The organism is Pseudoduganella sp. HUAS MS19, assembly GCF_053615455.1.
On sequence record NZ_CM132133.1, the window covers coordinates 2,086,308 to 2,110,944 of the forward strand.

Genomic DNA, 24,637 nt, shown 5'->3' on the forward strand with positions numbered 1-24,637 from the left:
TGATTCTAATAACGTAAGGGGGCAATCTATGGCAGCAAGTTTGTGGTTCGCGATTGCGTGCGGCGTGCTCGCAGTGGTGTACGGGTTGTGGGCGCGCAGCTGGATTCTTGGACAAAGCGCGGGCAATGCCCGCATGCAGGAAATCGCGACAGCCATCCAGCAGGGTGCTGCGGCCTACCTGGCCCGCCAGTACCGCACCATCGGTATCGTTGGTGTTGTCCTGCTGGTAGCCATCGGGGCGGCGATCGACATGAAGACCGCCATCGGCTTCCTTCTTGGCGCCGTACTTTCCGGCGCTTGCGGCTTTATCGGCATGAACGTGTCGGTACGGGCCAATGTGCGCACCGCGCAGGCTGCGTCGGTGGGCATGAACGAGGCGCTCAATGTCGCCTTCAAGGGCGGTGCCATCACCGGCATGCTGGTGGTCGGCCTTGGCCTGCTCGGCGTGGCCGGTTTCTACTGGGCCCTCACCGTGATGGGCGCACCCTCCGCGCCTGACCCGGCGCACAATGTGCACGAAGTGCTGAAGCCGATGATCGGCCTGGCCTTCGGCGCTTCCCTGATTTCTATCTTCGCCCGCCTCGGTGGCGGCATCTTCACCAAGGGCGCCGACGTGGGCGCCGATCTGGTGGGCAAGGTGGAAGCGGGCATTCCGGAAGATGATCCGCGCAACCCTGCGGTGATTGCCGATAACGTGGGCGACAACGTGGGCGACTGCGCCGGCATGGCAGCCGACCTGTTCGAGACCTATGTGGTGACCCTGATCGCGACCATGCTGCTTGGCGCGCTGATGATCACCAGCGCGCCGGCGCAGGCGGCCATCTATCCGATGCTGCTGGGCGCCGTGTCCATCATCGGCTCCATCATCGGCTGTTCGATGGTCAAGGCGAAGCCGGGCAAAAAAATCATGTCGGCGCTGTACACCGGCTTGTGGTGGGCCGCCGGCCTGTCGCTGATCGGCTTTGTGATCGTGACCTGGATGGTCTGGCCCGACGACGACATGCGCTACAAGATGCTGGGCGCAACCGTGGTCGGCATCGTGCTGACCGGGCTCATGGTCTATATTACCGAGTTCTATACCGGCACCGAGTTCACGCCGGTGCGCCATATCGCGGAAGCATCCACCACCGGTCACGGCACCAATATCATTGCGGGCCTGGGCGTGTCGATGAAGTCCACCGCGTGGCCGGTACTGGCGGTCTGCGTGGCGATCCTGGTTTCGTTCAAGCTGGCCGGCCTGTACGGCATCGCGATTGCGGCTACTTCCATGCTGTCGATGGCAGGAATCGTGGTTGCGCTGGACGCTTACGGGCCGATTACCGACAACGCCGGCGGTATCGCCGAAATGTCGGGCATGCCGGAATCCGTGCGCGCCATTACCGACCCGCTGGATGCGGTGGGCAATACCACCAAGGCCGTGACCAAGGGTTACGCGATCGGTTCGGCCGGGCTGGCGGCGCTGGTCCTGTTTGCCGACTACACGCACGCGCTGGAGTCGCGCAGCATGTCGATGACGTTCGACCTGTCCGATCCGATGGTGATCGTTGGCCTGTTCATCGGCGGCCTGATCCCTTACCTGTTCGGCGCCATGGCAATGGAGGCGGTGGGCCGCGCTGCGGGTGCAGTGGTGGTGGAAGTCCGCCGCCAGTTCCGCGACATCAAGGGCATCATGGACGGCACCGGCAAGCCGCAGTACGACAAGGCTGTCGACATGCTGACCGCTTCCGCCATCAAGGAAATGATTGCGCCTTCGCTGTTGCCGGTGCTGGTGCCGATCCTGGTCGGCATGCTGCTCGGCCCGCGCGCGCTGGGCGGCCTGCTGATGGGCACCATCATCACCGGCCTGTTCGTGGCGATTTCGATGACCACCGGCGGTGGCGCCTGGGATAACGCGAAAAAGTATATCGAGGACGGCAACCATGGCGGCAAGGGCTCCGACGCGCACAAGGCGGCGGTGACCGGCGATACCGTGGGCGATCCGTACAAGGATACCGCCGGCCCGGCCGTCAATCCGCTGATCAAGATCATCAACATCGTGGCGCTGCTGCTGGTGCCTTTGCTGCCTGCCACCGGCATCCTGTCGGTGACCATGGCGCCGATGCAGGCGCAGCAACAGGTGGTAGCCCCGGCTTCGGCCGCGGCGCCGCAGGTCGCGGCCCCTGCGGTTGCGCCGCAAGCTGCGCCAGCGGCTGCTCCGACCACGGCCGAGATGCCGGCGCAAGCCGCAAGAAAGGTCCCGGCGGCGCAGTAGGCCGCGCCGCGCTCATCCCCCGCGGCGTATGATGGCTGTACGCTGCGGAGGGCATCATGAACTATCCACTCCTGCTGGCGCTGGCCGCCGGGCTTGCCGGCCCGGCCGCTGGCGCCCCATCCCTTGAAGAGTACCGGCGTTTGCCGGAATGCCGGCTCAGCGCCGATGGCCAGCGCCTGCTGCGAGAACCTTGCCGCACGGCGCCAGTGCGCAAGAATATGCCGCGCCGCCCGGTGCCGCTGACCGTCACGCCGACCCCGCGTATCGCGCCGGCGCCCGATCCATCCCTGACCTGGGCGCCCATACTCACCAGGCGCGATCCGCATGCGGCGCCGACGGCAATCGCCCAATTGCCGCGCGCGGGACAAGCGGCGCTGGCGCCGGGGGCCGTGCTGCCGCCCGCGCCGCCGCTTCCCGGCCCCAGTGCGCCCATCCCGGTCCAGTGCGATGCCGGCGGCTGCCGCGATACCAGCGGCACCTACTACCACGGGCCGCCAGGCCAGCTTGTCAGCCCAGGCGGGAAAGTGTGTTCGCAGAGTGGCGGATGGATGACTTGCTACTGATTTCGGCTACAATACGCCTCGATTGACGTTTACGTAACGTAAAGTGAATAGGGGAGACAAAGCATGCAAATCAAGGACCAAGTATTCATCATCACCGGCGGCGCGTCGGGCCTGGGCGCCGCTACCGCGCGCATGATCGTCGAGAACGGCGGCAAGGTCGTGCTGGCGGACGTGCAGGCGCAAGCCGGCGAAAAGCTGGCGGCCGAACTGGGCGCGGCCAAATTCGTCAAGTGCGACGTGACCTCTGAAGCGGACGGTCTGGCCGTGGTGGCCGCGGCCACCGCCATGGGCACCCTGCGTGGCCTGGTCAACTGCGCCGGCGTGGCGCCAGCCATCAAGACCGTGGGCAAGGATGGCCCGCATCCGCTGGAGTCCTTCGCGCGCACCATCAACATCAACCTGGTCGGCACTTTCAATATGTGCCGCCTGGCGGCCGACGCCATGGGCAAGACCGAAGCCGCCGAATGGGGCGAGCGCGGGGTGATCATCAATACCGCATCGGTGGCGGCATTTGACGGGCAGATCGGCCAGGCGGCTTACGGCGCGTCCAAGGCCGGCGTGGCCGGCATGACCTTGCCGATGGCACGCGACCTGTCGCGCTCCGGCATTCGCGTAATGACCATTGCGCCGGGCATCTTCGAGACCCCGATGTTGCTGGGCATGCCGCAGGAAGTGCAGGATGCGCTGGGCAAGATGGTGCCGTTCCCGCCGCGCCTTGGCAAACCGTTCGAGTATGCCTCGCTGGCCAAGTCCATTATCGAAAATGCCATGCTAAATGGCGAAACCATCCGCCTCGATGGGGCGATCCGCATGCAGCCAAAATAAACCGATACCGCTGTCTTAGTGTCAGACCCTGTGGGTCTGACACTGGGGCACCGGTTTTGGTGTAGCATGGCCAGATGAAAGCCATCGCCCTTGCCCTCGCGGCGCTCTGCTGCACAAGCATCCCGCTCCACGCCCAAGACAACCGCGCTCCTGAAATCGCCACCGGCTGGCAGGACAAGCCCGGATGGTCCGCGCAAAAATTCATGGTTGCCGCAGCCAACCCGCTGGCCACCGAAGCCGGCTACCAGATGCTGAAACAAGGCGGTTCCGCCGTCGACGCGGCCATTGCCACCCAGCTGGTACTGACCCTTGTCGAACCGCAGTCCTCCGGCATCGGCGGCGGCGCCTTCATGATGCATTGGGACGGCAAGAAAGTCCGCTCCTTCGACGGCCGCGAAACCGCGCCCGCAAGCGCGACCGAATCGCTGTTCCAGGACGCCAGCGGCAAGCCGTTGCCGCGTGCGCAAGGCGTGGTCGGCGGCCGCTCGGTAGGTGCCCCGGGCGTGCTGCGCATGCTGGAACTGGCGCATCAGGAATACGGCAAGCTGCCCTGGTCCAAACTGTTCGCACCGGCCATCAAGCTGGCGCAGGACGGCTTTGCCGTCAGTCCGCGCCTGAACGCCTTGCTGGCCAATGAGCGCTACCTGCAGCGCGACCCGGCCGCTGCCGCCTATTTCTTCGACCAGGACAAGCAGCCCTGGCCCGTTGGCCACATCCTGAAAAACCCGGCATTGGCCAATACCCTGCGCGAAATCGCGGCCGAAGGAGCCGACGCCTTCTACCGTGGCCATATCGCGCGCGACATCGCGGCGAAAGTCCAGGGTCACCCGACCAATCCAGGCGGCCTGAGCGCAGCCGACATCTCCGGCTACAGGGCAAAGGAACGCGAGCCGCTGTGCGCCGACTACCGCTCCTATACCGTGTGCGGCATGCCGCCGCCATCGTCCGGCGGCGTGGCGATTGCACAGATCCTCGGCATCCTCGAAAACAGCAGAATCGGCGACTATGCGCCGGTCAATGGCGTCATCTCGGCCGATGCCATCCACCTGATGTCGGAAGCCGAACGCCTGGCTTATGCGGACCGCAACCGCTACGTGGCCGATACCGACTTCGTGCCGCTGCCCGGCAGGGGCGCCAGCGGCCTGCTCGATAAATCCTACCTGCGCCAGCGCGCCGCCCTGATCGGCGACAAGTCGATGGGCCGCGCCCGCGCGGGCGTGCCGGCCGAAGTCAAGGTGGCCTGGGGCGACGACACGGCGCTCGATAAGCCCTCGACCTCGCACCTGGTGGTGGTGGACGGCTTTGGCAACGGCCTTTCAATGACCACCTCGGTGGAGGACGCATTCGGTTCGCGCCAGATGGTGGGCGGATTCCTGCTGAATAACCAGCTGACCGATTTTTCCTGGGATTCGGCCGATGAAAACGGCCCGGTAGCCAACCGCGTGCAACCGGGCAAGCGCCCGCGCAGCTCGATGGCCCCGACCCTGGTGTTCGACAAGCAGACGAAGAAGCTGGTACTGGCTGCCGGCTCTCCAGGCGGCTCGACCATCATCAACTACGTCGCCAAGGTGCTGGTCGGCACACTGGACTGGAAGCTGAACGTGCAGCAGGCCATCAGCCTGCCCAACTTTGGCAGCCGCAACGGCCCGACCGAAGTCGAAGCAGGCCGGGTGCCGGCCGCGGTGGTGGAGCAGTTGAAATCGCGCGGCCACGAAGTGCGCCAGTTCGAAATGAACTCCGGACTGCAAGGCTTGCAGCGCACCCCCGGCGGCTGGTTCGGCGGCGCCGATCCGCGCCGCGAAGGCATCGTGCGCGGCGAGTGACGAGCGCGCGACAGGTGGCGGGCGGGCAGGGCGGCCAGGCATTCCCGCCCCGCAGCCAGCATGTTACCCTTGACAGATGGGCATGAAAAAGAAAACGGGCTTGATCCTGACGGGCGGTGGCGCCCGGGCGGCTTACCAGATTGGCGTTTTGCAGGCGATCTCCGAAATCCTGTGGGAAGAGGGATGGCCGCCGGCACGTAATCCCTTCCAGATCATTTGCGGCACTTCTGCCGGCGCCATCAACGCCACAGCCCTGGCCTGCCGCGCCGACAACTTCGGCGAAGGCGTGCAAAAGCTGCTGGACGTGTGGAGCAATTTCGAGGCCAACCAGGTCTACCGCGCCGACTCGCTGGGCGTACTGCGCTCCGGCGCGCGCTGGTTGTCGCTGCTGTCCTTCGGCTGGCTGCTGCGCAAATGGCGCGCCGCGCCGCCCCAGTCGCTGCTCGATAATACCCCGCTGGTCAACCTGCTGCACCGCATGCTGGACTTGCCGCGCCTGGACAACTGCCTGCAGGAAGGCTTGCTGCACGCGGTGGCCGTCACCGCCTCCTCCTATACCGGCGGCCAGCACATCACCTTCTACCAGACCGCCGCCGAAATCGCCCCCTGGGTACGCATGCAGCGGGTGGCGATGCAGGACCAGATCGGGGTCGAGCATTTGCTGGCGTCGTCGGCGATCCCCTTCATCTTCCCGGCGACGCCCTTGTACATGGGCGGCCACCTGGAATACTGCGGCGACGGCTCGATGCGCCAGCTGGCGCCGATCTCGCCGGCCATCCACCTCGGGGCGCAGAAGGTGCTGGTGGTCGGCGCCGGCCGCCTGACCGAGCCGCCGCGCCAGATGACGGAGTCGCCGCGCTACCCAAGCCTGGCGCAGATCGCCGGCCACGCCATGTCTTCCATCTTCCTGGACGGCCTGGCGGTCGACATCGAGCGGCTGAACCGGGTCAACCAGACCTTGTCCGTGCTGCCGGAAGACTTGCTGGCCAAGACCCCGCTGCGGCCGGTGGAGCTGCTGGTCATCGCGCCGTCCGAAAGGCTGGACGACCTGGCGGCGCGCCATATCGGCAGCCTGCCGGCACCGATCCGCACCATGCTGTCCGGGATCGGCGCCACCGAGGCGCGCGGCTCGGCGCTGGCCTCTTACCTGCTGTTCGAAGCCAGCTATACCCAGGAGCTGATACGCCTGGGGCAGCGCGATACCCAGGCGCGGCGCGCCGACGTGCTGGCATTTTTCGGGTCCTGAAGGCGAGCAATAGTAAAATGGCAGCTTTTGCCCATCTTTGACCCCGTGGCCGGAAAAGTACGTCGACTGATCCCGCGCCTGGCCGCCCTGGCTCTGGCTTGCACGCTCGCCCTCCCGGCGCTGGCGGCGCCGCCGCGCACCCTGCGTTTCGAACAGCTGGACGTAAACGACGGCCTGGCGCAGGAGTCCGTGCTGTCGATTGTGCAAGACCGCCAGGGTTTCATGTGGTTCGGCAGCCAGGCGGGCCTGAGCCGCTTTGACGGCTATAAGGTCACGGTTTACCGCAATATCGTCGGCGACCGCCGTAGCCTGGCCGAGAACTGGGTCGGCGTGCTGCACCTCGATCCGCGCGGGCGCATGTGGGTAGGCACCGACGGCGGGCTTGACCTGTTCGATCCCAAGACGCAGTCATTTAGCCACTTCCTGCCGCGCGAGCCGGAAAAGCGCGGCAGCGGCAACCGCCACATCAAGGCCATCATCGACGATGGCCACGACGGCCTGTGGATCGGCACGGCCGACGGCCTGCAGCATTTCGACCCGGCCACCGGCAAGTTTGCCATCTACCACCACGACCGCGCAGACCCGGGCAGCCTTGGCCATGACCAGGTCAACGCGCTGGCGCGCGACAAGCGGGGCAGGCTGTGGATTGCCACCTCGGCCGGCATCGACGTGCTGGAAGCGGGCGCGCGCAGCTTCACCCACTTTCCGCTGAAGGCGGCGGGCGCGCGCGGCGCCCAGTCCTTGCTGGTGGACCGCGACCAGGTGCTGTGGATCGGCACCCAGCACGGCATCGAACGCTGGACCCTGGAGGGCAAGTACCCGCAGCGCCGCGTGATGGGCGCAGCCGAGGGGTTGCCGCAAAGCCCCGTCAAACGCATCTACCAGGACCAGGACGGCACGCTGTGGGTCGGCAGCCAGACCGGGGGCCTGTTCCGCTGGCGCCAGTCCGACGATCACTTCGTGCAATACCGTCACCAGCAGGGCGACCCGCACAGCATCGCCGACAACTACGTGTTCTCGCTATTCCGCGATAACGTCGGCACCCTGTGGGTCGGCACCTGGTACCGCGGCGTGAGCCGGGTCGACCTGGGCAGCGGCGGCTTTGCGCGCCTGGTCAAGGATCCCGGCCAGCGCTTCACGCTGACCGACAACAAGGTGCGCGCCTTGCTCGACGCCGGCGACGGCAAGGTCTGGGTCGGCAATAACGACGGTCTGAATTATTACGACCCGGTGACCGGCAAGACGGTGCTGTACCGCACGGGCAGCGGCAGCGGCAGCGACAGCCTGGAGTTCCAGGTCACCGCGCTGATGCATGACCCGCGCGACCGCAACGTGCTGTGGGTGGGCAGCCGCAATGGCGTGCGCCGCTTCGACATCAAGGGCCGCCGCTTTGGCCCGCTGATGCTGTCGCACGGCGATCCCGAAAATGACGTGATCCGATTCCTTTACGGCGACCGCGAAGGCATGGTCTGGGCTTCCGCCCGCAATGGCCTGCACCGCATCGATCCGTCCAGCAACGGCGTGCTGACCTTCCGCCACGATCCGTCGGACATGCACAGCATGTCCGACAACGTGGTGCGGCCGGTGCTGGAAGACCGGCGCGGCAACTTGTGGGTCGGCACCTTCAATGGCCTTGACCTGCTGGACCGCAAGACTGGCCGCTTCACGCACTACCGCAACAATCCCAATGATGCGGGCAGCTTGAGCCACAACGAGGTGCATTACCTGTTCGAGGACGACGACGGCATGCTGTGGATCGGCACCGCGGCGGGCCTGAACCGCATGGAACGGCGGCCGGACGGCAGCGTGCATTTCCGCCGCTTCCTGCGCAAGGATGGCCTGGCCGACGACGCGATTGCGGGCATCCTGCCGGACCGCGGCAAGTACCTGTGGCTGTCCACCAACACCGGCATCTCGCGCCTCGACATGGGCAACGGCCAGGTGCGCAACTACTCCGGCGTGGACGGCACCATCGAAGGCGCCTATTTCGACGGCTCCGCCTTGCGCGTTTCCGACGGCACTCTTTACTTCGGCGGCTTTAACGGCATCACCGCCTTCGATCCGCATGAGGTGCGCGAGAACAGCACGGCGCCGACTGCCGTCATCACCGACTTCCAGATCTTCAACAAGCCGGTGCGGCCAGGGCAGGGGGGCGTCAACAAGGGCGTGCTGCAGCAGGCGATCGAATATACCAGTTCCCTGTCGCTGCGCGAAGGCGACTCGGTGTTCTCGCTGGAATTCGCCGCGCTGCACTACGCCGCGCCGCAACGCAACCGCTTTGCCTACCAGCTGGTAGGCTTCGACAAGGACTGGGTGGTGACCGATGCGGGCAAGCGCTTCGCCACGTACACCAACCTCGATCCGGGCACCTACCAGTTCCGCGTCAAGGCCGCCAACAAGGACGGCATCTGGAACGACAACGCCGCCACGCTGGAGATCAATATCGCGCCGCCGTACTGGAAAACCTGGTGGTTCCGGTTATGCATGCTGGCGGTGGCGATGGGGGGCGCCTGGGGTGCTTACCACATGCGCGTGCGCGTGCTGCGCAGCCAGCAACTGCAGCTGGAAAAGCAGGTCAGGTTGCGCACGGCCGAAGTGGAACTGAAGAACCAGCTGCTGCAGGAGCAAAAGCGCGAACTGGAGCAGCGCGACAAGCACCTGTCGCTGGCCAAGCAGCGGGCGGAAGACGCGACGCGCCAGAAATCCGAATTCCTGGCCAATATGAGCCATGAAATGCGCACTCCGCTGGCCGGCGTGATCGGCATGCTGGGCTTCGCACTGCGCGACAACGCGCTGGCTGAGCGCACGCGCGAACAGATCGAGCGCGGCCAGGGCAATGCGCAGTCGCTGCTTGCCATCATCAACGACTTGCTGGATTTCTCCAAGATCGAGGCCGGCAAGCTGCACATCGAGTCGATCGATTTCGCACTGGCCAGCATGGTGGAAAACGTAGTCAGCCTGTTCGCCGAACAGACCATGTCCAATATGGTCGGATTCGAAGTCGAGTTCGCGCCGGACTTGCCGGAATTCGTGGTGGGCGACCCGACGCGCCTGCGCCAGGTGCTGGTCAACCTGGTCGGCAACGCCTTCAAGTTCACGGAGCGCGGCAAGGTCACGCTGCGGGTGGAGCGCGAGAGCAGCGGGCCGCAAGGACATCGCATCCGCTTCACGGTGGAAGATACCGGCATTGGCATTCCGCCGGACGCCCTGCCGCGCCTGTTCCAGAAGTTCGAGCAGGGCGACACGACCACCACCCGCCGCTATGGCGGCACCGGCCTTGGCCTGGCGATCAGCAGCCAGCTGGTTGAACTGATGGGCGGCCTGATCGACGTGGTCAGCGCTCCGGGCGCCGGCTCCAGCTTTGCGTTTACCGTTCCGCTGCGCGATGGCGTGGCGCCGCCCCTGGCGCCGCACGTGGCGCGCGAGCCGCACACCCACCAGCTGCGCGTCCTGTGCGCCGAAGACTTCCCGACCAACCAGATCATCGTGCGCATGATGCTGGAGGACCTGGGGCACAAGGTCGACATCGCCGGCAATGGCGTGCTGGCGCTGGCTGCCTGCGCCCAGCAGCGCTACGACCTGGTGCTGATGGACGGTCGCATGCCGGAGATGGACGGCTCCACCGCCACGCGCCTGATCCGCTCCGGCGGCCCGCGCGAAGCGCCGGTGCTGGACCCGCACCTGATGATCGTGGCCCTGACCGCCAACGCCAGCGACGAGGACCGCAGCCGCTACCTGGCCGCCGGCATGGACGATTTCCTGACCAAGCCGATCGACGAAGGCGCGCTGCACATGCAGCTTGAGCGCGCCATCGAACGCCAGCTCGCGCGCGGCATCAAGCTGCCGCCGATGCGCGCGAAGGGCGCCGAACGGCCGTCGGTGGCGGACCTGGATGCCATGTTCGGCGTGTGCGACCTGCCGCCGCCGCCGCCGCTGCCGGGCCAGGCCGGGCAAGCGCTCAAGCTGCGCCTGCGCGATGCCTTCATTGCCGACTTGCCGGCGCGCCTGCGCGAGATGGACCAGGCGTTGGCTGCTGCCGATGCCGATGCGGCCGGCCGCCTGTTCCATGGCATGAAGGGCAGCGCCGCCTACCTGGACGAGGTCGAGCTGCACGCGCTGTGCGGCGAACTGGAAAGGGCTGCGGATCGCGCCATGTGGCCGGCGATCCGTGAAAAGCTGCCGCGTTTGCGGCTGCTGCTGGAACACGTCGTATCCCCAACGCGTCACTAAAACAAAAGCGGAGAGAGCATGAAAGTACTGGTAGTCGACGACGACGTAGTCTCACGCATGGTGCTGATGCACCTGATCGATGGTTGCGGCAAGTTCGAGATCGTCGAAGCGGAGGATGGCGCCGACGCGTGGCAACAGCTTGAGGACGGGCTGCGGCCGGGCATTGTCTTCTGCGACCTGCGCATGCCGCGCCTGTCCGGCATTGAGTTGCTGCAGCGCGTACGCGGGCATGGCGACCTGGCCGAAGTGCCGTTCGTGCTGGTATCGTCCGCCACCGACAAGGATACGGTGCAGCAGGCCACCCTGGCTGGCGCCACCGGCTATATCGTCAAGCCGTTCCAGTCGGAGCAGGTGCGCGCCCATCTTGGCGCCTTCCTCGACCAGGCGGCCAACGGCTACGAGCATCGCGCGGAAGAGCCGTCGGCCACGCTGGTGCGGCTGGGGATCGGCGCCGACCGTTTGCTGGTCTACCTGACCGGCTTCCAGAACCAGCTGACGGCGGCCGGCAGCGAGATCGACGCGCTGCTGGCGCACGACGAACAGGCCGAAGTCCGGGTGCGGCTGGAACGCCTGCACACTGGCTGCACCACGCTCGGCCTGCACGGCGCCGCTGCGGCCCTCAAGCCCTTGATCGGCGGCCGCCCCAGCACCGAGGCGGTGCAGGCGGCACTGACCGACGTGATCCGCGCGGTGCTGCAGCAGTCGTCCCTGGTGCGCCAGGGCTGAAAGCCCGAGCCTTGCGGTAAATATAGTTTAGGTTTAAAGTAGTCTGCACCGCAGGCTGTACTTTCAACCGAACCTTACCCAGGGCGACCATGAACAGACCCACTGCAGCAGAACCGAGCGCGCATCTCGACCAGTTCGCGCGCCAGCACCTTCCTCCGGCTGAGCAATGGCCGGACCTGGTGTTCGACCTCCCCGAGCTGCAATACCCGGCGCGCCTGAACTGCGTGGCCGAGATCCTCGACCAGGCCGTTGCGGCCGGCGGCGGCGAACGGCTTGCCCTGCGAGGCGACGGCATCAGCTGGACCTACGCCGCGCTGCAGCAGCAGGTGGACCGGATCGTCAACGTGCTGCGCGGTCCGATGCGGCTGGTGCCCGGCAACCGCGTGCTGCTGCGCGGCGCCAACCATCCGATGATGGCAGCTGCCGTCCTGGCCGTCCTCAAGGCCGGCCTGATCGCCGTGCCCACCATGCCGCTGCTGCGCGCGCGCGAACTGGGCGTCATCATGCAGAAGGCGCAGGTGCAGGCGGTGCTGTGCGCCCATGCCCTGCGCGAAGAGATCGAAGCTGCGCCAAACCGTCCCGGGCGCACCCTGTGGTTCAACGTGCCGCCTGAGGCGCAAGCAAGCCTGGCGCCGGAAAGCTCGCTAGACGCACTGATGGCCGCGCAGCCAGCCGGCGCCCCCGCGTGCGACACGGCGGCCGACGACGTCTGCCTGATCAGTTTTACCTCCGGCACGACCGGCGTCCCGAAAGGCACCATCCACTTCCACCGGGACGTGCTGGCCATTTGCGACTGCTTCCCGCGCCATATCCTCAAGCCGGAGGCCGGCGACCTGTTCATCGGCACGCCGCCGCTGGCCTTTACCTTCGGCCTGGGCGGCCTGCTGCTGTTCCCATTGCGGGTCGGCGCGGCGGCCGTCCTGCTGGAGAAACTGACGCCGGAAACGCTGCTGCAAGCCATCGAAGCATACCGCGCCACGATCTGCTTTACCGCACCGACCTTCTATCGCCAGATGGCGGCACTGGCCGGCAAGTACGACTTGTCGACGCTGAAGAAATCCGTATCGGCCGGCGAAGCCCTGCCGGTGGCAACGCGCGAGGCGTGGCAGCAAGCTACCGGCCTGCGCATGATCGACGGCATCGGCGCCACGGAAATGCTGCACATTTTCATCTCGGCTTCCGACGACGAGATTCGGCCGGGCGCCACCGGCAAGCCAGTTCCCGGCTACCGCGCCTGCGTGCTCGACAACGCGGGCCAGCCGGTGGGGCCCGGCATCGTCGGCCGCCTGGCGGTGAAGGGCCCGACCGGCTGCCGTTACCTGGACGACCCGCGCCAGCGCGATTACGTGCTGCATGGCTGGAACCTGACCGGCGACGCCTACGAAATGGATGCCGACGGCTATTTCTACTACCGTTCGCGCACCGACGACATGATCATCTCGGCCGGCTACAACATTGCCGGGCCCGAAGTGGAAGACGCCCTGCTGCGCCATCCCGCCGTGGCCGAATGCGGCGTGGTCGGCAAGCCGGACGCGGAGCGCGGGCAGGTCGTCGAGGCGCATGTGGTGCTGAAGCCCGGCTTTGAGCCAACGCCTGAAATGACGGCGCAGCTGCAGGAATTCGTGAAGCAGCAGATCGCGCCGTACAAGTACCCGCGCTCGATCCGCTTCCTCGCTTCGCTGCCGCGCACCGAGACCGGCAAGCTGCAACGCTTCAAACTCCGTAGCACCTGAGGAACCGCATGAATATCGTTTGTATTGGCGGCGGCCCGGCCGGCCTGTATTTCGCCCTGCTGATGAAGAAGCAGGACCCGTCGCACCGCATCGTCGTGGTGGAGCGCAACCGGCCTTACGACACCTTCGGCTGGGGCGTGGTGTTTTCCGACCAGACGCTGGGCAACCTGGTGGCGGCGGACGAAAAGACTGCGCGCGAAATCCTGCAGTCGTTCAACCACTGGGATGACATCGACGTCTTCTTCAAGGGGCAGAAAGTCACCTCGGGCGGCCACGGTTTCTGCGGCATCGGCCGCAAGCGCCTGCTGAACATCCTGCAGCAGCGCTGCGAGGAGCTGGGCGTGGAACTGGTGTTCGAAACAGATGTGCAGGACGACCAGGAACTGGCGGCACGCTACGATGCCGACCTGGTGATCGCGTCCGATGGCCTGAATTCACGCGTGCGCAACCGCTACCAAGCGGACTTCTCGCCGACGGTCGAGGCGCGCCAGTGCCGCTTCGTGTGGCTGGGAACGACAAAGAAGTTCGACGCCTTCACTTTCGATTTCCGGCAGACCGAGCATGGGTGGTTCCAGGCGCACATCTACCAGTACGACGGCGAAACGTCGACCTTCATCATCGAAACGCCGGAGTCCGTCTGGCGCGCAGCCGGGCTGGAGGATATGCCGCAGGACGAAGCGCTGGCCTGGTGCGAGAAGCTGTTTGCGGAACGGCTGGAAGGGCATAAGCTGATGTCCAACGCCGCGCACCGGCGCGGCTCGAACGTGTGGATCAAGTTCCCTCGCATCGTTTGCCAGAAATGGGTGCACTGGAATGGCGAGGTGCCGGTAGTGCTGATGGGCGATGCGGCGCACACGGCGCATTTCTCGATCGGTTCCGGCACCAAGCTGGCCTTGGAAGACGCAATCGAGCTCGCGCGCTGCTTCGGTGCGCACGGCGGCGCGCGCGCGGCGCTGGCCGCCTACCAGGAAGTTCGCGCCGTTGAGGTGCTGAAGATCCAGAGCGCGGCGCGCAATTCGATGGAGTGGTTCGAGAACGTGCAGCGCTACACCTCGATGGAGGCGCCGCAGTTCGCCTATTCGATGCTGACCCGCAGCCAGCGCCTGTCGCACGAAAACCTGCGCCTGCGCGACCAGGATTATGTCGCGCGATTCGAGCGCTGGCTGGCCGAACGGGCCTTTGCGCAAGCCGGGCTGGAGCAGCCCGCAGCGCCTGCACGCACGCCGGCCGCCGCCCGCCCGCTGCCGCCGATGTTCACTCCCTACAAGGTGCGCGAGCTGGTCCTGAAGAACCGCATCGTCGTTTCGCCGATGGCGCAGTACAGCGCGGTCGACGGCTGCGTGGGCGACTGGCATCTGGCCCACCTTGGCGCACGCGCCATGGGCGGCGCCGCCCTGGTGATGGCGGAGATGACCTGCGTCTCCGCCGACGCCCGCATTACCCCGTTCTGCCCCGGCATGTATGCGCCCGAGCACACGGCGGCGTGGAAGCGCATCGTCGACTTCATCCACCGCGATACGGACGCCAGGATCGGCCTGCAGCTTGGCCATGCCGGCGCCAAAGGCTCGACCCGCGCCATGTGGGACGGCATCGACCTGCCGCTCGACAAAGGCAACTGGCCCCTGCTGGCGGCGTCGCAGCAGCAGTATCTTGCCGGGGTTTCGCAGGTGGCCCGCACGGCCAGCGTGGAAGACATGCGCCGCATCGAGGCCGATTTCGTGCGTGCCGCGCTGGCAGCCGAGCAAGCCGGCTTCGACTGGCTGGAACTGCACTGCGCGCACGGCTACCTGCTGTCGTCCTTCATCTCGCCGCTGACCAATGAACGCGGCGACGAGTATGGCGGCTCGCTTGAAAACCGCTGCCGCTTCCCCTTGCGCGTGTTCGCCGCCGTGCGCGCCGCGTGGCCTGCGCATAAGCCCATGAGCGTGCGCATTTCGGCGCATGACTGGGTGGAAGGGGGCATCACGCCGGATGACGCGGTGCAGATTGCGCGCTTGTTCAAGCAGGCCGGCGCCGACATGATCGACTGCTCGTCCGGGCAGGTCAGCAAGCTGGAAAAGCCGGTATTCGGCCGCATGTTCCAGACGCCGTTTGCCGATCGCGTACGGAATGAAGCAGGGATTCCGACCATCGCGGTTGGCTCGATCTTCGAAGCCGACCATGCCAACGGCATCATTGCTGCCGGCCGCGCCGACCTGTGCGCCGTGGGGCGCCCGCACCTGGCCAACCCTTCGTGGACGCTGCTCGAAGCGGCCAGGCTGGGCTACACGCCGGTGACTTGGCCGAAGCAATACCTGGCCGGCAAGCAGCAGCTGGAGCGCAACCTGGAACGCGAACGCCAGCTGGCCGCTGCCAGCGCCGGACTGACGCCGCAGCAGGTCGCGGCCCGCCTGCTGGAGGGCTAGGCAATGCAGCTCTCCGGCCAACACGCTTTCATCACGGGCGGCAGCCGAGGCATCGGTCTCGCATGCGCGCGCACCTTGCTGGGGCAGGGCGCCAGCGTGACCATTGCCGGTCGCGATGCCGCCTCCCTCGAGCGTGCGGCGGCGGCCCTGCGGTCCGAGGCCGCCGCCGGCTTGCTGCCGCAGGTGGCGACGTTCGTCCTGGACGTGACGGATGAAGCGGCCGTACACGCGGCCATCGCAACCGCCGCGCAGCAGCTCGGTCCCATCACCATCCTGCTGAACAATGCAGGGCAAGCCGAGCCCGCACCATTTGCAAAAACCACCAGCCGCCACTGGCAGCACATGCTCGACGTGAACCTGACCGGTGCCTTCCACTGTACGCAAGCGGTCCTGCCGCAGATGCTGGAAAAAGGCTGGGGCAGGATCATCAACATCGCGTCCACCGCGGGATTGAAAGGCTACAAATACGTAAGCGCCTACGTCGCCGCCAAGCACGGCCTGGTTGGGCTGACCAAAGCGCTGGCGCTGGAACTGGCCACCAGAAATATCACGGTCAACGCCGTCTGCCCCGGCTACACCGAAACCGACATGGTGCAGGACGCGATTGCCAACATCATGCAAAGGACCGGCCGCAGTGAGGAGCAGGCACGCGCCGAGCTGGCCGCCGGCAATCCGCAACAGAAGCTGGTGCAGGCCGAGGAGGTCGCCTGCGCCGTTGCCTGGCTTTGCCAGCCATCGTCCAGCGCCATGACCGGCCAATCCATTGCCGTCGCCGGCGGTGAAGTCATGTAAGGAAACCGGAACCATGCAACTAGACCTGGAAAGCCGCCTGACCAACGACCACCACCAGTCGCTGAAGCTGTGGCTGCGCATGCTCTCCTGCACCACCAAGATCGAAACCGAGATCCGTAGCCGCTTGCGCACCGAATTTGGCATCACCCTGCCGCGTTTTGACCTGATGGCGCAGCTTGAGCGCCATCCGGAAGGCCTGCGCATGGGGGAACTGTCCAAGCGCATGATGGTCACCGGCGGCAATATCACCGGCATCACCGACCAGCTGGAACAGGAGAACCTGGTGGTGCGCGTGCCAGACCCGAAGGACGGGCGCGCCTTCAGCGTCAAGCTCACGCCGGCCGGCCGCAAGGCCTTCGCGCAGATGGCCGAAGTCCACGAAAGCTGGGTGGCCGAATTGCTGCAGGAGATCTCGCAAGAAGACAAAGGACAGCTGATCGAACTGCTGTCGCAAATGAAGGGCCACCTTTACGCCCGCGAACAAAAGGATAAACCATGAAATACCTGCAAGGGGAAGCGCAACAACTGCCAGGCAACCGCGCGCAACTGGCCGGCTACCAGGCCAGTCACTTCCAGTTCACGGTGGCGCAGGGCGTCGCCACGCTCACACTGGACCGTCCCGAGCGCAAGAATCCGCTCACCTTCGATTCCTACGCCGAACTGCGCGAGCTGTTCCGCGCGCTGGCTTATGCCGACGACGTCAAGGTCATCGTCATCACCGGCGCCGGCGAAAACTTCTGCTCCGGCGGCGACGTGCATGAAATCATCGGTCCGCTGACCAGGCTGGATATGCCGGGCCTGCTGGCTTTCACCCGTATGACAGGCGACGTTGTGAAAGCCATGCGCGCCTGCCCGCAACCGGTGATCGCCGCCATCGATGGCGTTTGTGCCGGCGCCGGCTCCATGCTGGCCCTTGGGTCGGACATCCGCCTCGGCACGGAACGCAGCAAGACCGCCTTCCTGTTCACCCGCGTCGGCCTGGCAGGCTGCGATATGGGGGCCTGCGCCTTGCTGCCGCGCGTGATCGGCCAGGGCCGCGCCGCCGAATTGCTGTACACCGGCCGTTCGATGTCCGGCAGCGAAGGCGAGCGCTGGGGCTTCTTCAACAGCCTGCACGCGCCGGAAAGCCTGCTGGCCGCCGCACAGGCATTCGCGCAAGGCCTGGCAAGCGGCCCGACCTTCGCGCACGGCATGACCAAGAAAATGCTGCAGCAGGAGTGGAATATGGGTGTCGACGAGGCCATCGAAGCGGAGGCGCAGGCGCAGGCCATCTGCATGGCCACCAACGACTTCCACCGTGCCTACCACGCCTTCGTGGCGAAACAGAAACCGGTGTTCGAGGGCGATTGAGATGGCGGACAAATCCTACCTGGGCTGGCCATTCTTCGAACAGCGCCATGCCGCGCTTGAGCTCGCGCTGGATGCATGGGCCGGGCAGAACGTGCGCGACGCCCATGGCGGCGGCCACGGCACCGAGGCGGTCGATGCGCAATGCCGCGCCCTGGTGCGCGCACTGGGCGACGCAGGATGGCTGCATCACGCCATCGGCGGCACCGCATACGGCGGCGCGCTCGACACCATCGACACCCGCGCCATCTGCCTGATTCGCGAAACACTGGCCCGCCACAATGGCCTGGCCGACTTTGCCTTTGCCATGCAGGGCCTGGGCTCCGGCGCGATCAGCCTGTTCGGCAGCGACGCCAACAAGCAGGCCTATCTGCCGCGCGTGGCGACAGGGGAGGCAATTGCCGCTTTCGCGCTGTCCGAACCGCAAGCCGGTTCGGACGTCGCCGCCTTGCAGTGCGCCGCCGTGCAGGATGGTGAACATTACGTGTTGAATGGCGAGAAGACCTGGATTTCCAACGGCGGTATCGCTGACTTCTACGTTGTGTTCGCGCGCACCGGCGAACAGCCCGGCGCTCGCGGCATCAGCGCCTTTATCGTCGACCGGGACACGCCAGGGTTTGCGATCGCAGAACGCATCAACGTCATCGCCCCTCATCCGCTGGCCCGCCTGAAATTCAGCAACTGCCGCATTCCCGCCAGCCAGCGCCTTGGCGACGCGGGACAGGGCTTCAAGGTGGCGATGGCCACGCTGGACGTATTCCGCACATCGGTCGCCGCCGCCGCACTGGGTTTTGCCCGGCGCGCGCTGGACGAGGCGCTCAGCCACGCACAACAGCGCAAGATGTTTGGCCAGACGCTGGCGGACTTCCAGCTGACCCAGGCCAGGCTGGCGCAGATGGCGACCGGCGTGGAGGCCTCTGCGCTGCTGACCTACCGTGCCGCCTGGCAGCGCGACCAGGGCCGGAAAGTGACGAAGGAGGCGGCCATGGCCAAGATGACCGCCACCGAAACCGCGCAGCAGGTGATCGATGCCGCCGTGCAGATGTTCGGCGGCATGGGCGTGGTCAGCGAACATCCGGTCGAGCGCCTGTACCGTGAAATCCGCGCGCTGCGGATTTATGAAGGCGCCACCGAAGTACAACAATTGATCATTGCGCGCGAATTGCTGCGCGAAGGCTAAGGAGCCAGTATGCAAGTCTTACAACCGCCGGGCTGGGCGCGTCCACGCGGCTATTCAAACGGTATTGCGGCCACTGGCCGCATGGTGTTTGTCAGCGGCATGATCGGCTGGGACGCCAACGGCGAATTCCAGACGGACGATTTCGCCGCGCAGGTCCGCCAAGCCATCGAAAACATCCTGACTGTGCTGAAGGAAGCGGGCGGCGGCCCGGAACATATTGCCCGCATGACCTGGTACGTGGTCGACAAGCACGAATACATGGGCGCCTATAAAGAGATCGGCGCCATCTACCGCGAACTGCTTGGCAAGCATTATCCAGCCATGACTGCAGTCGAAGTTGCCGGATTGCTCGAACCACGTGCCAGGGTAGAGATCGAGGTCACGGCAGTCGTGCCCGCGTAGTTTTAATGAAGTGCTATAGTCCGGCCGTGGAGGTGCAATCCCATGGCCAGACTTCTCTCGCGCCTGCTTGGCGCTATCTTTCTGCTAGTCCTGTCGACCGCGCGCGGCGAAACGCCGCTGTTGACCGCTGCGGACATTGCCCAGCTGTCGACCTGGCTAGGCAATGGGCCGATCAGGCTGGAGCGCTTGTACAAGAAGCGTGATGGGCAAACCGCAGCGGATTTCCACGCGGCAGCCGACGGCAAGGGCCGCACGTTTACCGTGATGGAAGCCACCAATGAACTTGGGCAAATGTTCAAGGTGGGCGGCTATAACCCGCAAAGCTGGGATTCCTCCGGCAAATTCCACATCACCACGGAAGACGAAAAGCGTACCGGCTTCCTGTTCAACCTGACATCGCGCCAAATGCATCGGCAGACGCCGCGCACTTATGCGCTCGATACGGTCGGCTCTTTCCAGACCTGGAACGATGCCAGGACCGGCCCGGTGTTCGGTGCCGGCCACGACTTGTACGTGCCATGGGACCTGACCAATGGCGGCTACTCGATCATGTATTCCTACATCGATCCTGAACGCAGCAATTTCGATTCCAGCCTGCTTGATGGGCGAGACTACGTATCGCCCAATATCACCTATGGCGATATGGAAGTGTGGCGGATATTCGCAGTGCCGGAAGCGGGCAGCTGGATGATGCTGCTGGCCGGCCTGTGCGTGATCGGCCTCATGCGGCGCTGGCGGTCGCCAGCAATGTCGTTCGGAAAATCTCCACCAGCGGCCGCAGGTTAATGCGGTGCCACACCGCCCACAGCGGCGTGTGATAAGTGAACCACGATAGCTCGTGCAGCACCACGCCTGGGGGACGGTCGCCCTTATCGGCGACTGGAGACTTTCTTAAGTTTGCCGCCCGATCGCCGTCATAAATTGAGCGTGGATCGCAACAGAAAGGGCGCCTCTAAGTGGCGTTGGTCCCCCCGACTGGAATCGAACCAGTATCCCACGCTTAGGAGGCATGTGCACTATCCATTGTGCTACGGGGAGGACGCAAAGCGACCGCAATTATAGCTGACAGGCTGGCAACAGGTAAAATGCTTGTTTTTCCGTCTCAATTTGCATTCCCATGGCCGTCATTTCCTTAACATCTGCACAACTGGCTTTTGGCCATCATGCCCTGCTGGACCACGCTGAATTTTCCCTGGAAACGGGGGAGCGGGTTGGCCTGATCGGGCGTAACGGCACCGGCAAATCCTCGCTGTTGAAGATTATTGCCGGCTTCCAGAAGCTGGATGATGGCCTGCTGGTCATGCAGCAAGGCCTGAAAGTCGTGTACGTGGAGCAGGAACCCCAGTTCGAAGCGGGCCAGAGCGTGTACGACGCGGTGGCGTCCGGCCTGGGTGAGCTGCCGGCGCTGCTCAAGGAATACGACGAGCTGACCAGCCAGTTTGGCCAAGGCGATGACGACAAGCTGATGGAACGCATGCACGACATCCAGCTCAAGCTCGACGCCGGCGATGCCTGGAACCTGAAAAACAAGGTGGAAACCGTGCTGGGCCGCCTGAACCTGAATGCGGACCTGGGTATCGAAACCCTGTCCGGCGGCACCAAGAAGCGCGTGGCCCTGGCCCGCGCACTGGTCGGCGCACCAGACGTGCTGCTGCTGGACGAACCGACCAACCACCTGGACTTCAGCTCGATCCAATGGCTGGAAGGCTTGCTGCGCGACTTCAAGGGCAGCATCCTGTTCATCACCCACGACCGCTCCTTCCTGGACAATGTGGCGACGCGCATCATCGAACTCGATCGCGGCATCCTGCTGTCCTACCCAGGCAACTTCAGCGCCTACCAGACGCGCAAGCAGGAACAGCTGGCGATCGAGGAAGTGGAGAACGCCAAATTCGACAAGGTGCTGGCGCAAGAGGAAGTGTGGATCCGCAAAGGCGTTGAAGCACGCCGCACCCGCAACGAAGGCCGCGTGCGCCGCCTGGAACGCCTGCGCGAACAGCGCGCCGCACGCCGCGACCAGCAAGGCCAGGTGCGGCTGGAAGTGGCGACCGGCGAACGATCCGGCAAGATTGTGGCGGAACTGGAGAACGTCAACAAGGCATATGGCGACAAGGTCATCGTGCGCGACTTCAGCACCATCCTGATGCGCGGCGACAAGGTCGGTTTGATCGGCCCGAACGGCGCCGGCAAGACCACGCTGCTCAAGCTGATCCTCGGCGAAGAACAGCAGGACAGCGGCACCATCAAGCAGGGCGCACGGCTGCAGGTGGCTTACTTCGACCAGATGCGCGCGCAGTTGAATGACAGCGCCACCCTGGCCGATACCATTTCGCCCGGCTCCGACTGGGTCGAGATCAACGGCCAGCGCAAACACGTCATGAGCTACCTGGGCGACTTCCTGTTCGATCCGCAACGTGCGCGTTCGCTGGTGAGTTCGCTGTCTGGCGGCGAGCGCAACCGTCTGCTGCTGGCGCGCCTGTTCGCCAAGCCTGCCAACGTGCTGGTGCTGGACGAACCGACCAACGACCTCGATATCGACACCTTGGAATTGTTGGAAGAATTGCTGGAGGATTACACCGGCACCGTCTTCCTGGTCAGCCACGACCGCGCTTTCCTCGACAACGTCGTCACGCAAGTGATCGTTGCCGAAGGGCAGGGCAAGTGGAAAGAGTACGTGGGTGGTTACAGCGATTGGGAGCGTGTGCGCGACACCAGCGTGGCCGCCGCGCCTGCGCCGAAGAAGGCCGAAGCCAGGCCGGCAGCGGCACCGGCCGCAGCGGCGCAGGCGAAGGTTAAAAAGCTCAGTTACAAGGAGCAGCGCGAACTGGAAGAGTTGCCGCAACTCATTGCCAAACTGGAAGATGAGCAGACTGCCTTGAACCTCACGCTGTCCGACCCCGACTTCTATAAGAAGACGCCGGCGGAAGCAAAGCGCCTCAACGAGCGCATTGCGCAGATTGAAGAAGAGCTCATGGCCGCGCTGGAACGTTGGGAAGCAATCGAATCGCGTAACAACGTTTGATGTAACTCAATCCACTCTTTGCACTTTTTCACTTTCGTGCGCTTGCGCACGATTGCCCGCTGTAATATCTGACAACCTTAATGCCGAGGCAGTCCTGCTTCGGCATTTCCAACGGGAAGGCAGATATCGTGACTTTACAGCAGCCACCTAAGCGCATTTCCCAACAGCCGCGGGCGACCGCGGCTGCCGCGCCTGTGCTTGCACTGCGCGCCAGCGACAGTACCGCCATGCCGCGTGTGCTGCCATTCGCTACCTTCATTGTGTTCATCATCTTCGCCGACGTGCTTGAACGTTTCGGTGCGCACGCTAACACCCTGCGCTGGCTCTACCCGCTCAAGATCGCGCTGGTGCTGGCCATGCTGCTGGCGTGGCGCAAGCAATACCGTGAGTTACGTTCGCTGCCTGCACGGCGCGATGCGATTGCTGCCATCGGCGTCGGCGCCGGTGTCTTCGTGCTGTGGATCGCACTCGATGCGAGCTGGATGCAGATCGGTACGCCGCGTGGTTTCGACGCCGCCGGCAGCGATGGCCGTATCGATTGGGCGCTGGTGGCCGTGCGCGCTGTTGGCGCGGCGCTGGTGGTGCCACTGATGGAAGAGCTATTCTGGCGTTCCTTCCTGTTGCGCTGGCTGGCGCAGCGTGACTTCCTGTCGCTGCGGCCGGCGCGTGTCGGCCTGCGGGCGGCGATGATCTCTATCCTTCTGTTCGGTATCGAACATAACTTGTGGCTGGCCGGCATCGTCGCTGGCATTGCCTACACCCTGTTGTATATGCGCAGCGAAACGCTGTGGACTCCCATCCTGGGGCATGCCGTGACGAACGGTTTGTTGGCTGCCTGGATCATGGTGACCGGCAGCTGGACCTATTGGTAGTGTTAAAAGAGGCTAAGAATAATATGCGCATCCTGCCAACCCCATTGGCGCTGGCTGCCGCATTGGCGTGCTGTCCGGCGCAGGCGGATATCAGCGAGACCTTCAAGCCCTTTGTCAGCGTGGGCCAGTCGTATGACGATAACCTGCTGCGCCTGCCCGAAAATACGCCGGAAGGCATCCAGCGCTCGGACCGCGCCACGCAAGCCATTGCCGGCATCGCGCTGGACCGGCCGATCGGGCGCCAGAAAATTACCGGGCAGGCCAAGGTCTCACGCGTGACTTTCGATCACTACGACCAGCTTGATTACAACGGCAGGGATTTCAGCCTGGACTGGGCCTGGGTGGCAGGGAACTACTTCGACGGCAATCTGGGCGGCAGCTACCAGCAGGTACTGACGCCGTTCAACGACTTCCATTCGGAACAACGCAACCTGCGTACCCAGCGCCGCCAGTACGCCAACGGCGGCTGGCGCATGCACCCGAGCTGGCGCGTGTACACCGGCTTCCAGCGCGACCGCTTCGACTATGAGCTGGAGGCGCAGAGCCTGAACAACCGCGAGGAAGACCGCCGCGAGCTCGGGATCGACTATCACGCAGCGAGCGGCAGCCGCATCGGCCTGGTGGCGCGCCATATCAAAGGCAACTTCCTGAACCCGCGCCGCATCGGCACCACTTTCCTTGACCAGAACTATACGCAGAACGAGCTGAAGGCCAATATCAACTGGCTGTACAGCGATATCACCCAGCTGCAATTGTTGGCGGGCTACGCCAAGCGCAAGCACGACACCTTTACCGAACGCGATACCAGCGGCCTGAATGGGCGCGCCACCGTCAATTGGCGCCCGCGCAGCAAATTGCGCCTTACTGCCGATGCCTGGCGCGAGTTCGCGGCGGTGGAAAGCATTGTCGTCAACAACAGCGTCAACAAGGGCGCCAGCATCAACGCCGCCTGGGATATTTCGGCCAAGGTGCAGGCCAATGCCGGGATCAAGCGCGAGAAGCGGAAATTCGAGCGCATGCCTTACGTCACGTTCGATGGCGACCCGAGCGATACCACGCGCAGCACCAATATCGGCGTGGTCTACCAACCCTGGCGCAAGGTGCAGCTTAGCGTGACCGGCTTCAAGGACCGGCGGACCGGGACGCCCTTGATCGGCACCGGCAGCTACAAGGCCAAAGGCGTTTCATTCATGGCGACAGTGCAATTCTGACGGCAAGGA

The 24,637-nt window shown here is 64.9% G+C and carries 18 protein-coding genes, 1 tRNA gene and 1 pseudogene; 18 read left to right on the top strand and 2 right to left on the bottom strand.

The window, feature by feature from the left end; all coding sequences use genetic code 11:
- Nucleotides 1-28: 28 nt before the first annotated feature.
- From ACWBU6_RS09580 to ACWBU6_RS09650, 15 genes are all read left to right on the top strand, one after another.
- A complete protein-coding gene (locus tag ACWBU6_RS09580) occupies nucleotides 29-2,251 on the top strand; it encodes a sodium-translocating pyrophosphatase (protein ID WP_452648570.1) in 2,223 nt (740 codons plus the stop codon).
- A 56-nt stretch (nucleotides 2,252-2,307) separates the two neighbouring features.
- Nucleotides 2,308-2,814, top strand: a complete 507-nt coding sequence (locus ACWBU6_RS09585; RefSeq protein ID WP_452648571.1) for a hypothetical protein — start codon at nucleotides 2,308-2,310, stop codon at nucleotides 2,812-2,814.
- Between the two features lie 63 nt (nucleotides 2,815-2,877).
- The gene (locus tag ACWBU6_RS09590; protein ID WP_452648572.1) at nucleotides 2,878-3,639 is read left to right on the top strand and encodes a 3-hydroxyacyl-CoA dehydrogenase; all 762 of its coding nucleotides are present in this window, start codon (nucleotides 2,878-2,880) and stop codon (nucleotides 3,637-3,639) included.
- A 74-nt stretch (nucleotides 3,640-3,713) separates the two neighbouring features.
- A complete protein-coding gene (ggt, locus tag ACWBU6_RS09595) occupies nucleotides 3,714-5,462 on the top strand; it encodes a gamma-glutamyltransferase (protein ID WP_452648573.1) in 1,749 nt (582 codons plus the stop codon).
- A 76-nt stretch (nucleotides 5,463-5,538) separates the two neighbouring features.
- The gene (locus ACWBU6_RS09600) at nucleotides 5,539-6,708 is read left to right on the top strand and encodes a patatin-like phospholipase family protein (RefSeq protein WP_426341983.1); all 1,170 of its coding nucleotides are present in this window, start codon (nucleotides 5,539-5,541) and stop codon (nucleotides 6,706-6,708) included.
- Between the two features lie 27 nt (nucleotides 6,709-6,735).
- Nucleotides 6,736-10,938: a two-component regulator propeller domain-containing protein gene (locus tag ACWBU6_RS09605; RefSeq protein ID WP_452648574.1), complete on the top strand. Its 4,203-nt coding sequence runs from the start codon at nucleotides 6,736-6,738 to the stop codon at nucleotides 10,936-10,938.
- An 18-nt stretch (nucleotides 10,939-10,956) separates the two neighbouring features.
- Nucleotides 10,957-11,664 carry a response regulator gene (locus ACWBU6_RS09610; protein ID WP_452648575.1) on the top strand — a complete coding sequence of 236 codons (708 nt, stop codon included), beginning with the start codon at nucleotides 10,957-10,959 and terminating at the stop codon, nucleotides 11,662-11,664.
- 89 nt (nucleotides 11,665-11,753) lie between these two features.
- Nucleotides 11,754-13,397 (top strand): AMP-binding protein, encoded by a 1,644-nt coding sequence (locus tag ACWBU6_RS09615; protein WP_452648576.1) that lies wholly within the window; start codon nucleotides 11,754-11,756, stop codon nucleotides 13,395-13,397.
- A gap of 8 nt (nucleotides 13,398-13,405) precedes the next feature.
- Nucleotides 13,406-15,802, top strand: coding sequence for a bifunctional salicylyl-CoA 5-hydroxylase/oxidoreductase (locus ACWBU6_RS09620; protein WP_452648577.1), 2,397 nt, complete (start codon nucleotides 13,406-13,408; stop codon nucleotides 15,800-15,802).
- A gap of 3 nt (nucleotides 15,803-15,805) precedes the next feature.
- Nucleotides 15,806-16,594 carry an SDR family NAD(P)-dependent oxidoreductase gene (locus ACWBU6_RS09625; RefSeq protein ID WP_452648578.1) on the top strand — a complete coding sequence of 263 codons (789 nt, stop codon included), beginning with the start codon at nucleotides 15,806-15,808 and terminating at the stop codon, nucleotides 16,592-16,594.
- A gap of 13 nt (nucleotides 16,595-16,607) precedes the next feature.
- Nucleotides 16,608-17,093 carry a MarR family winged helix-turn-helix transcriptional regulator gene (locus ACWBU6_RS09630; protein WP_452648579.1) on the top strand — a complete coding sequence of 162 codons (486 nt, stop codon included), beginning with the start codon at nucleotides 16,608-16,610 and terminating at the stop codon, nucleotides 17,091-17,093.
- Nucleotides 17,090-17,944, top strand: coding sequence for an enoyl-CoA hydratase family protein (locus ACWBU6_RS09635; protein WP_452648580.1), 855 nt, complete (start codon nucleotides 17,090-17,092; stop codon nucleotides 17,942-17,944). Before ACWBU6_RS09630 ends, ACWBU6_RS09635 begins: the two co-directional genes overlap by 4 nt.
- Nucleotide 17,945: 1 nt before the next feature.
- A complete protein-coding gene (locus ACWBU6_RS09640) occupies nucleotides 17,946-19,121 on the top strand; it encodes an acyl-CoA dehydrogenase family protein (RefSeq protein ID WP_452648581.1) in 1,176 nt (391 codons plus the stop codon).
- Nucleotides 19,122-19,130: 9 nt separating this feature from the next.
- Complete coding sequence (locus ACWBU6_RS09645; protein ID WP_452648582.1) at nucleotides 19,131-19,523, top strand: RidA family protein; 393 nt, start codon at nucleotides 19,131-19,133, stop codon at nucleotides 19,521-19,523.
- Nucleotides 19,524-19,565: 42 nt separating this feature from the next.
- Nucleotides 19,566-20,309, top strand: coding sequence for a PEP_CTERM-anchored TLD domain-containing protein (locus tag ACWBU6_RS09650; RefSeq protein WP_452648583.1), 744 nt, complete (start codon nucleotides 19,566-19,568; stop codon nucleotides 20,307-20,309).
- On the opposite strand, the pseudogene ACWBU6_RS09655 reads toward ACWBU6_RS09650, so the two are convergent.
- Both ACWBU6_RS09655 and ACWBU6_RS09660 read right to left on the bottom strand, forming a co-directional pair.
- Nucleotides 20,245-20,382 (bottom strand): annotated as a pseudogene (locus ACWBU6_RS09655) (LysR family transcriptional regulator); the annotation flags it as partial. The gene ACWBU6_RS09650 and the pseudogene ACWBU6_RS09655 sit on opposite strands and share 65 nt — an antisense overlap.
- A gap of 104 nt (nucleotides 20,383-20,486) precedes the next feature.
- Nucleotides 20,487-20,561 (bottom strand) — tRNA-Arg (locus tag ACWBU6_RS09660).
- Nucleotides 20,562-20,640: 79 nt separating this feature from the next.
- Between ACWBU6_RS09660 and ACWBU6_RS09665 the strand changes: the two genes are divergently transcribed.
- From ACWBU6_RS09665 to epsL, 3 genes are all read left to right on the top strand, one after another.
- The gene (locus ACWBU6_RS09665; RefSeq protein WP_452648584.1) at nucleotides 20,641-22,545 is read left to right on the top strand and encodes an ATP-binding cassette domain-containing protein; all 1,905 of its coding nucleotides are present in this window, start codon (nucleotides 20,641-20,643) and stop codon (nucleotides 22,543-22,545) included.
- A gap of 128 nt (nucleotides 22,546-22,673) precedes the next feature.
- Nucleotides 22,674-23,417 (top strand): CAAX prenyl protease-related protein, encoded by a 744-nt coding sequence (locus ACWBU6_RS09670; RefSeq protein ID WP_452648585.1) that lies wholly within the window; start codon nucleotides 22,674-22,676, stop codon nucleotides 23,415-23,417.
- 23 nt (nucleotides 23,418-23,440) lie between these two features.
- Nucleotides 23,441-24,628: an XrtB/PEP-CTERM-associated polysaccharide biosynthesis outer membrane protein EpsL gene (epsL, locus tag ACWBU6_RS09675; protein WP_452648586.1), complete on the top strand. Its 1,188-nt coding sequence runs from the start codon at nucleotides 23,441-23,443 to the stop codon at nucleotides 24,626-24,628.
- Nucleotides 24,629-24,637 lie beyond the last annotated feature (9 nt).

Bases quoted from the DNA above. Each gene is read 5' to 3' on its own strand.
- ACWBU6_RS09640 (WP_452648581.1), top strand. From the start codon at position 17,946: ATGGCGGACAAATCCTACCTGGGCTGGCCATTCTTCGAACAGCGCCAT.
- ACWBU6_RS09650 (WP_452648583.1), top strand. From the start codon at position 19,566: ATGGCCAGACTTCTCTCGCGCCTGCTTGGCGCTATCTTTCTGCTAGTC.
- ACWBU6_RS09635 (WP_452648580.1), top strand. From the start codon at position 17,090: ATGAAATACCTGCAAGGGGAAGCGCAACAACTGCCAGGCAACCGCGCG.
- epsL (WP_452648586.1), top strand. From the start codon at position 23,441: ATGCGCATCCTGCCAACCCCATTGGCGCTGGCTGCCGCATTGGCGTGC.
- ACWBU6_RS09665 (WP_452648584.1), top strand. From the start codon at position 20,641: ATGGCCGTCATTTCCTTAACATCTGCACAACTGGCTTTTGGCCATCAT.
- ggt (WP_452648573.1), top strand. From the start codon at position 3,714: ATGAAAGCCATCGCCCTTGCCCTCGCGGCGCTCTGCTGCACAAGCATC.
- ACWBU6_RS09645 (WP_452648582.1), top strand. From the start codon at position 19,131: ATGCAAGTCTTACAACCGCCGGGCTGGGCGCGTCCACGCGGCTATTCA.
- ACWBU6_RS09585 (WP_452648571.1), top strand. From the start codon at position 2,308: ATGAACTATCCACTCCTGCTGGCGCTGGCCGCCGGGCTTGCCGGCCCG.
- ACWBU6_RS09615 (WP_452648576.1), top strand. From the start codon at position 11,754: ATGAACAGACCCACTGCAGCAGAACCGAGCGCGCATCTCGACCAGTTC.
- ACWBU6_RS09590 (WP_452648572.1), top strand. From the start codon at position 2,878: ATGCAAATCAAGGACCAAGTATTCATCATCACCGGCGGCGCGTCGGGC.
- ACWBU6_RS09580 (WP_452648570.1), top strand. From the start codon at position 29: ATGGCAGCAAGTTTGTGGTTCGCGATTGCGTGCGGCGTGCTCGCAGTG.
- ACWBU6_RS09610 (WP_452648575.1), top strand. From the start codon at position 10,957: ATGAAAGTACTGGTAGTCGACGACGACGTAGTCTCACGCATGGTGCTG.
- ACWBU6_RS09620 (WP_452648577.1), top strand. From the start codon at position 13,406: ATGAATATCGTTTGTATTGGCGGCGGCCCGGCCGGCCTGTATTTCGCC.
- ACWBU6_RS09600 (WP_426341983.1), top strand. From the start codon at position 5,539: ATGGGCATGAAAAAGAAAACGGGCTTGATCCTGACGGGCGGTGGCGCC.
- ACWBU6_RS09625 (WP_452648578.1), top strand. From the start codon at position 15,806: ATGCAGCTCTCCGGCCAACACGCTTTCATCACGGGCGGCAGCCGAGGC.
- ACWBU6_RS09630 (WP_452648579.1), top strand. From the start codon at position 16,608: ATGCAACTAGACCTGGAAAGCCGCCTGACCAACGACCACCACCAGTCG.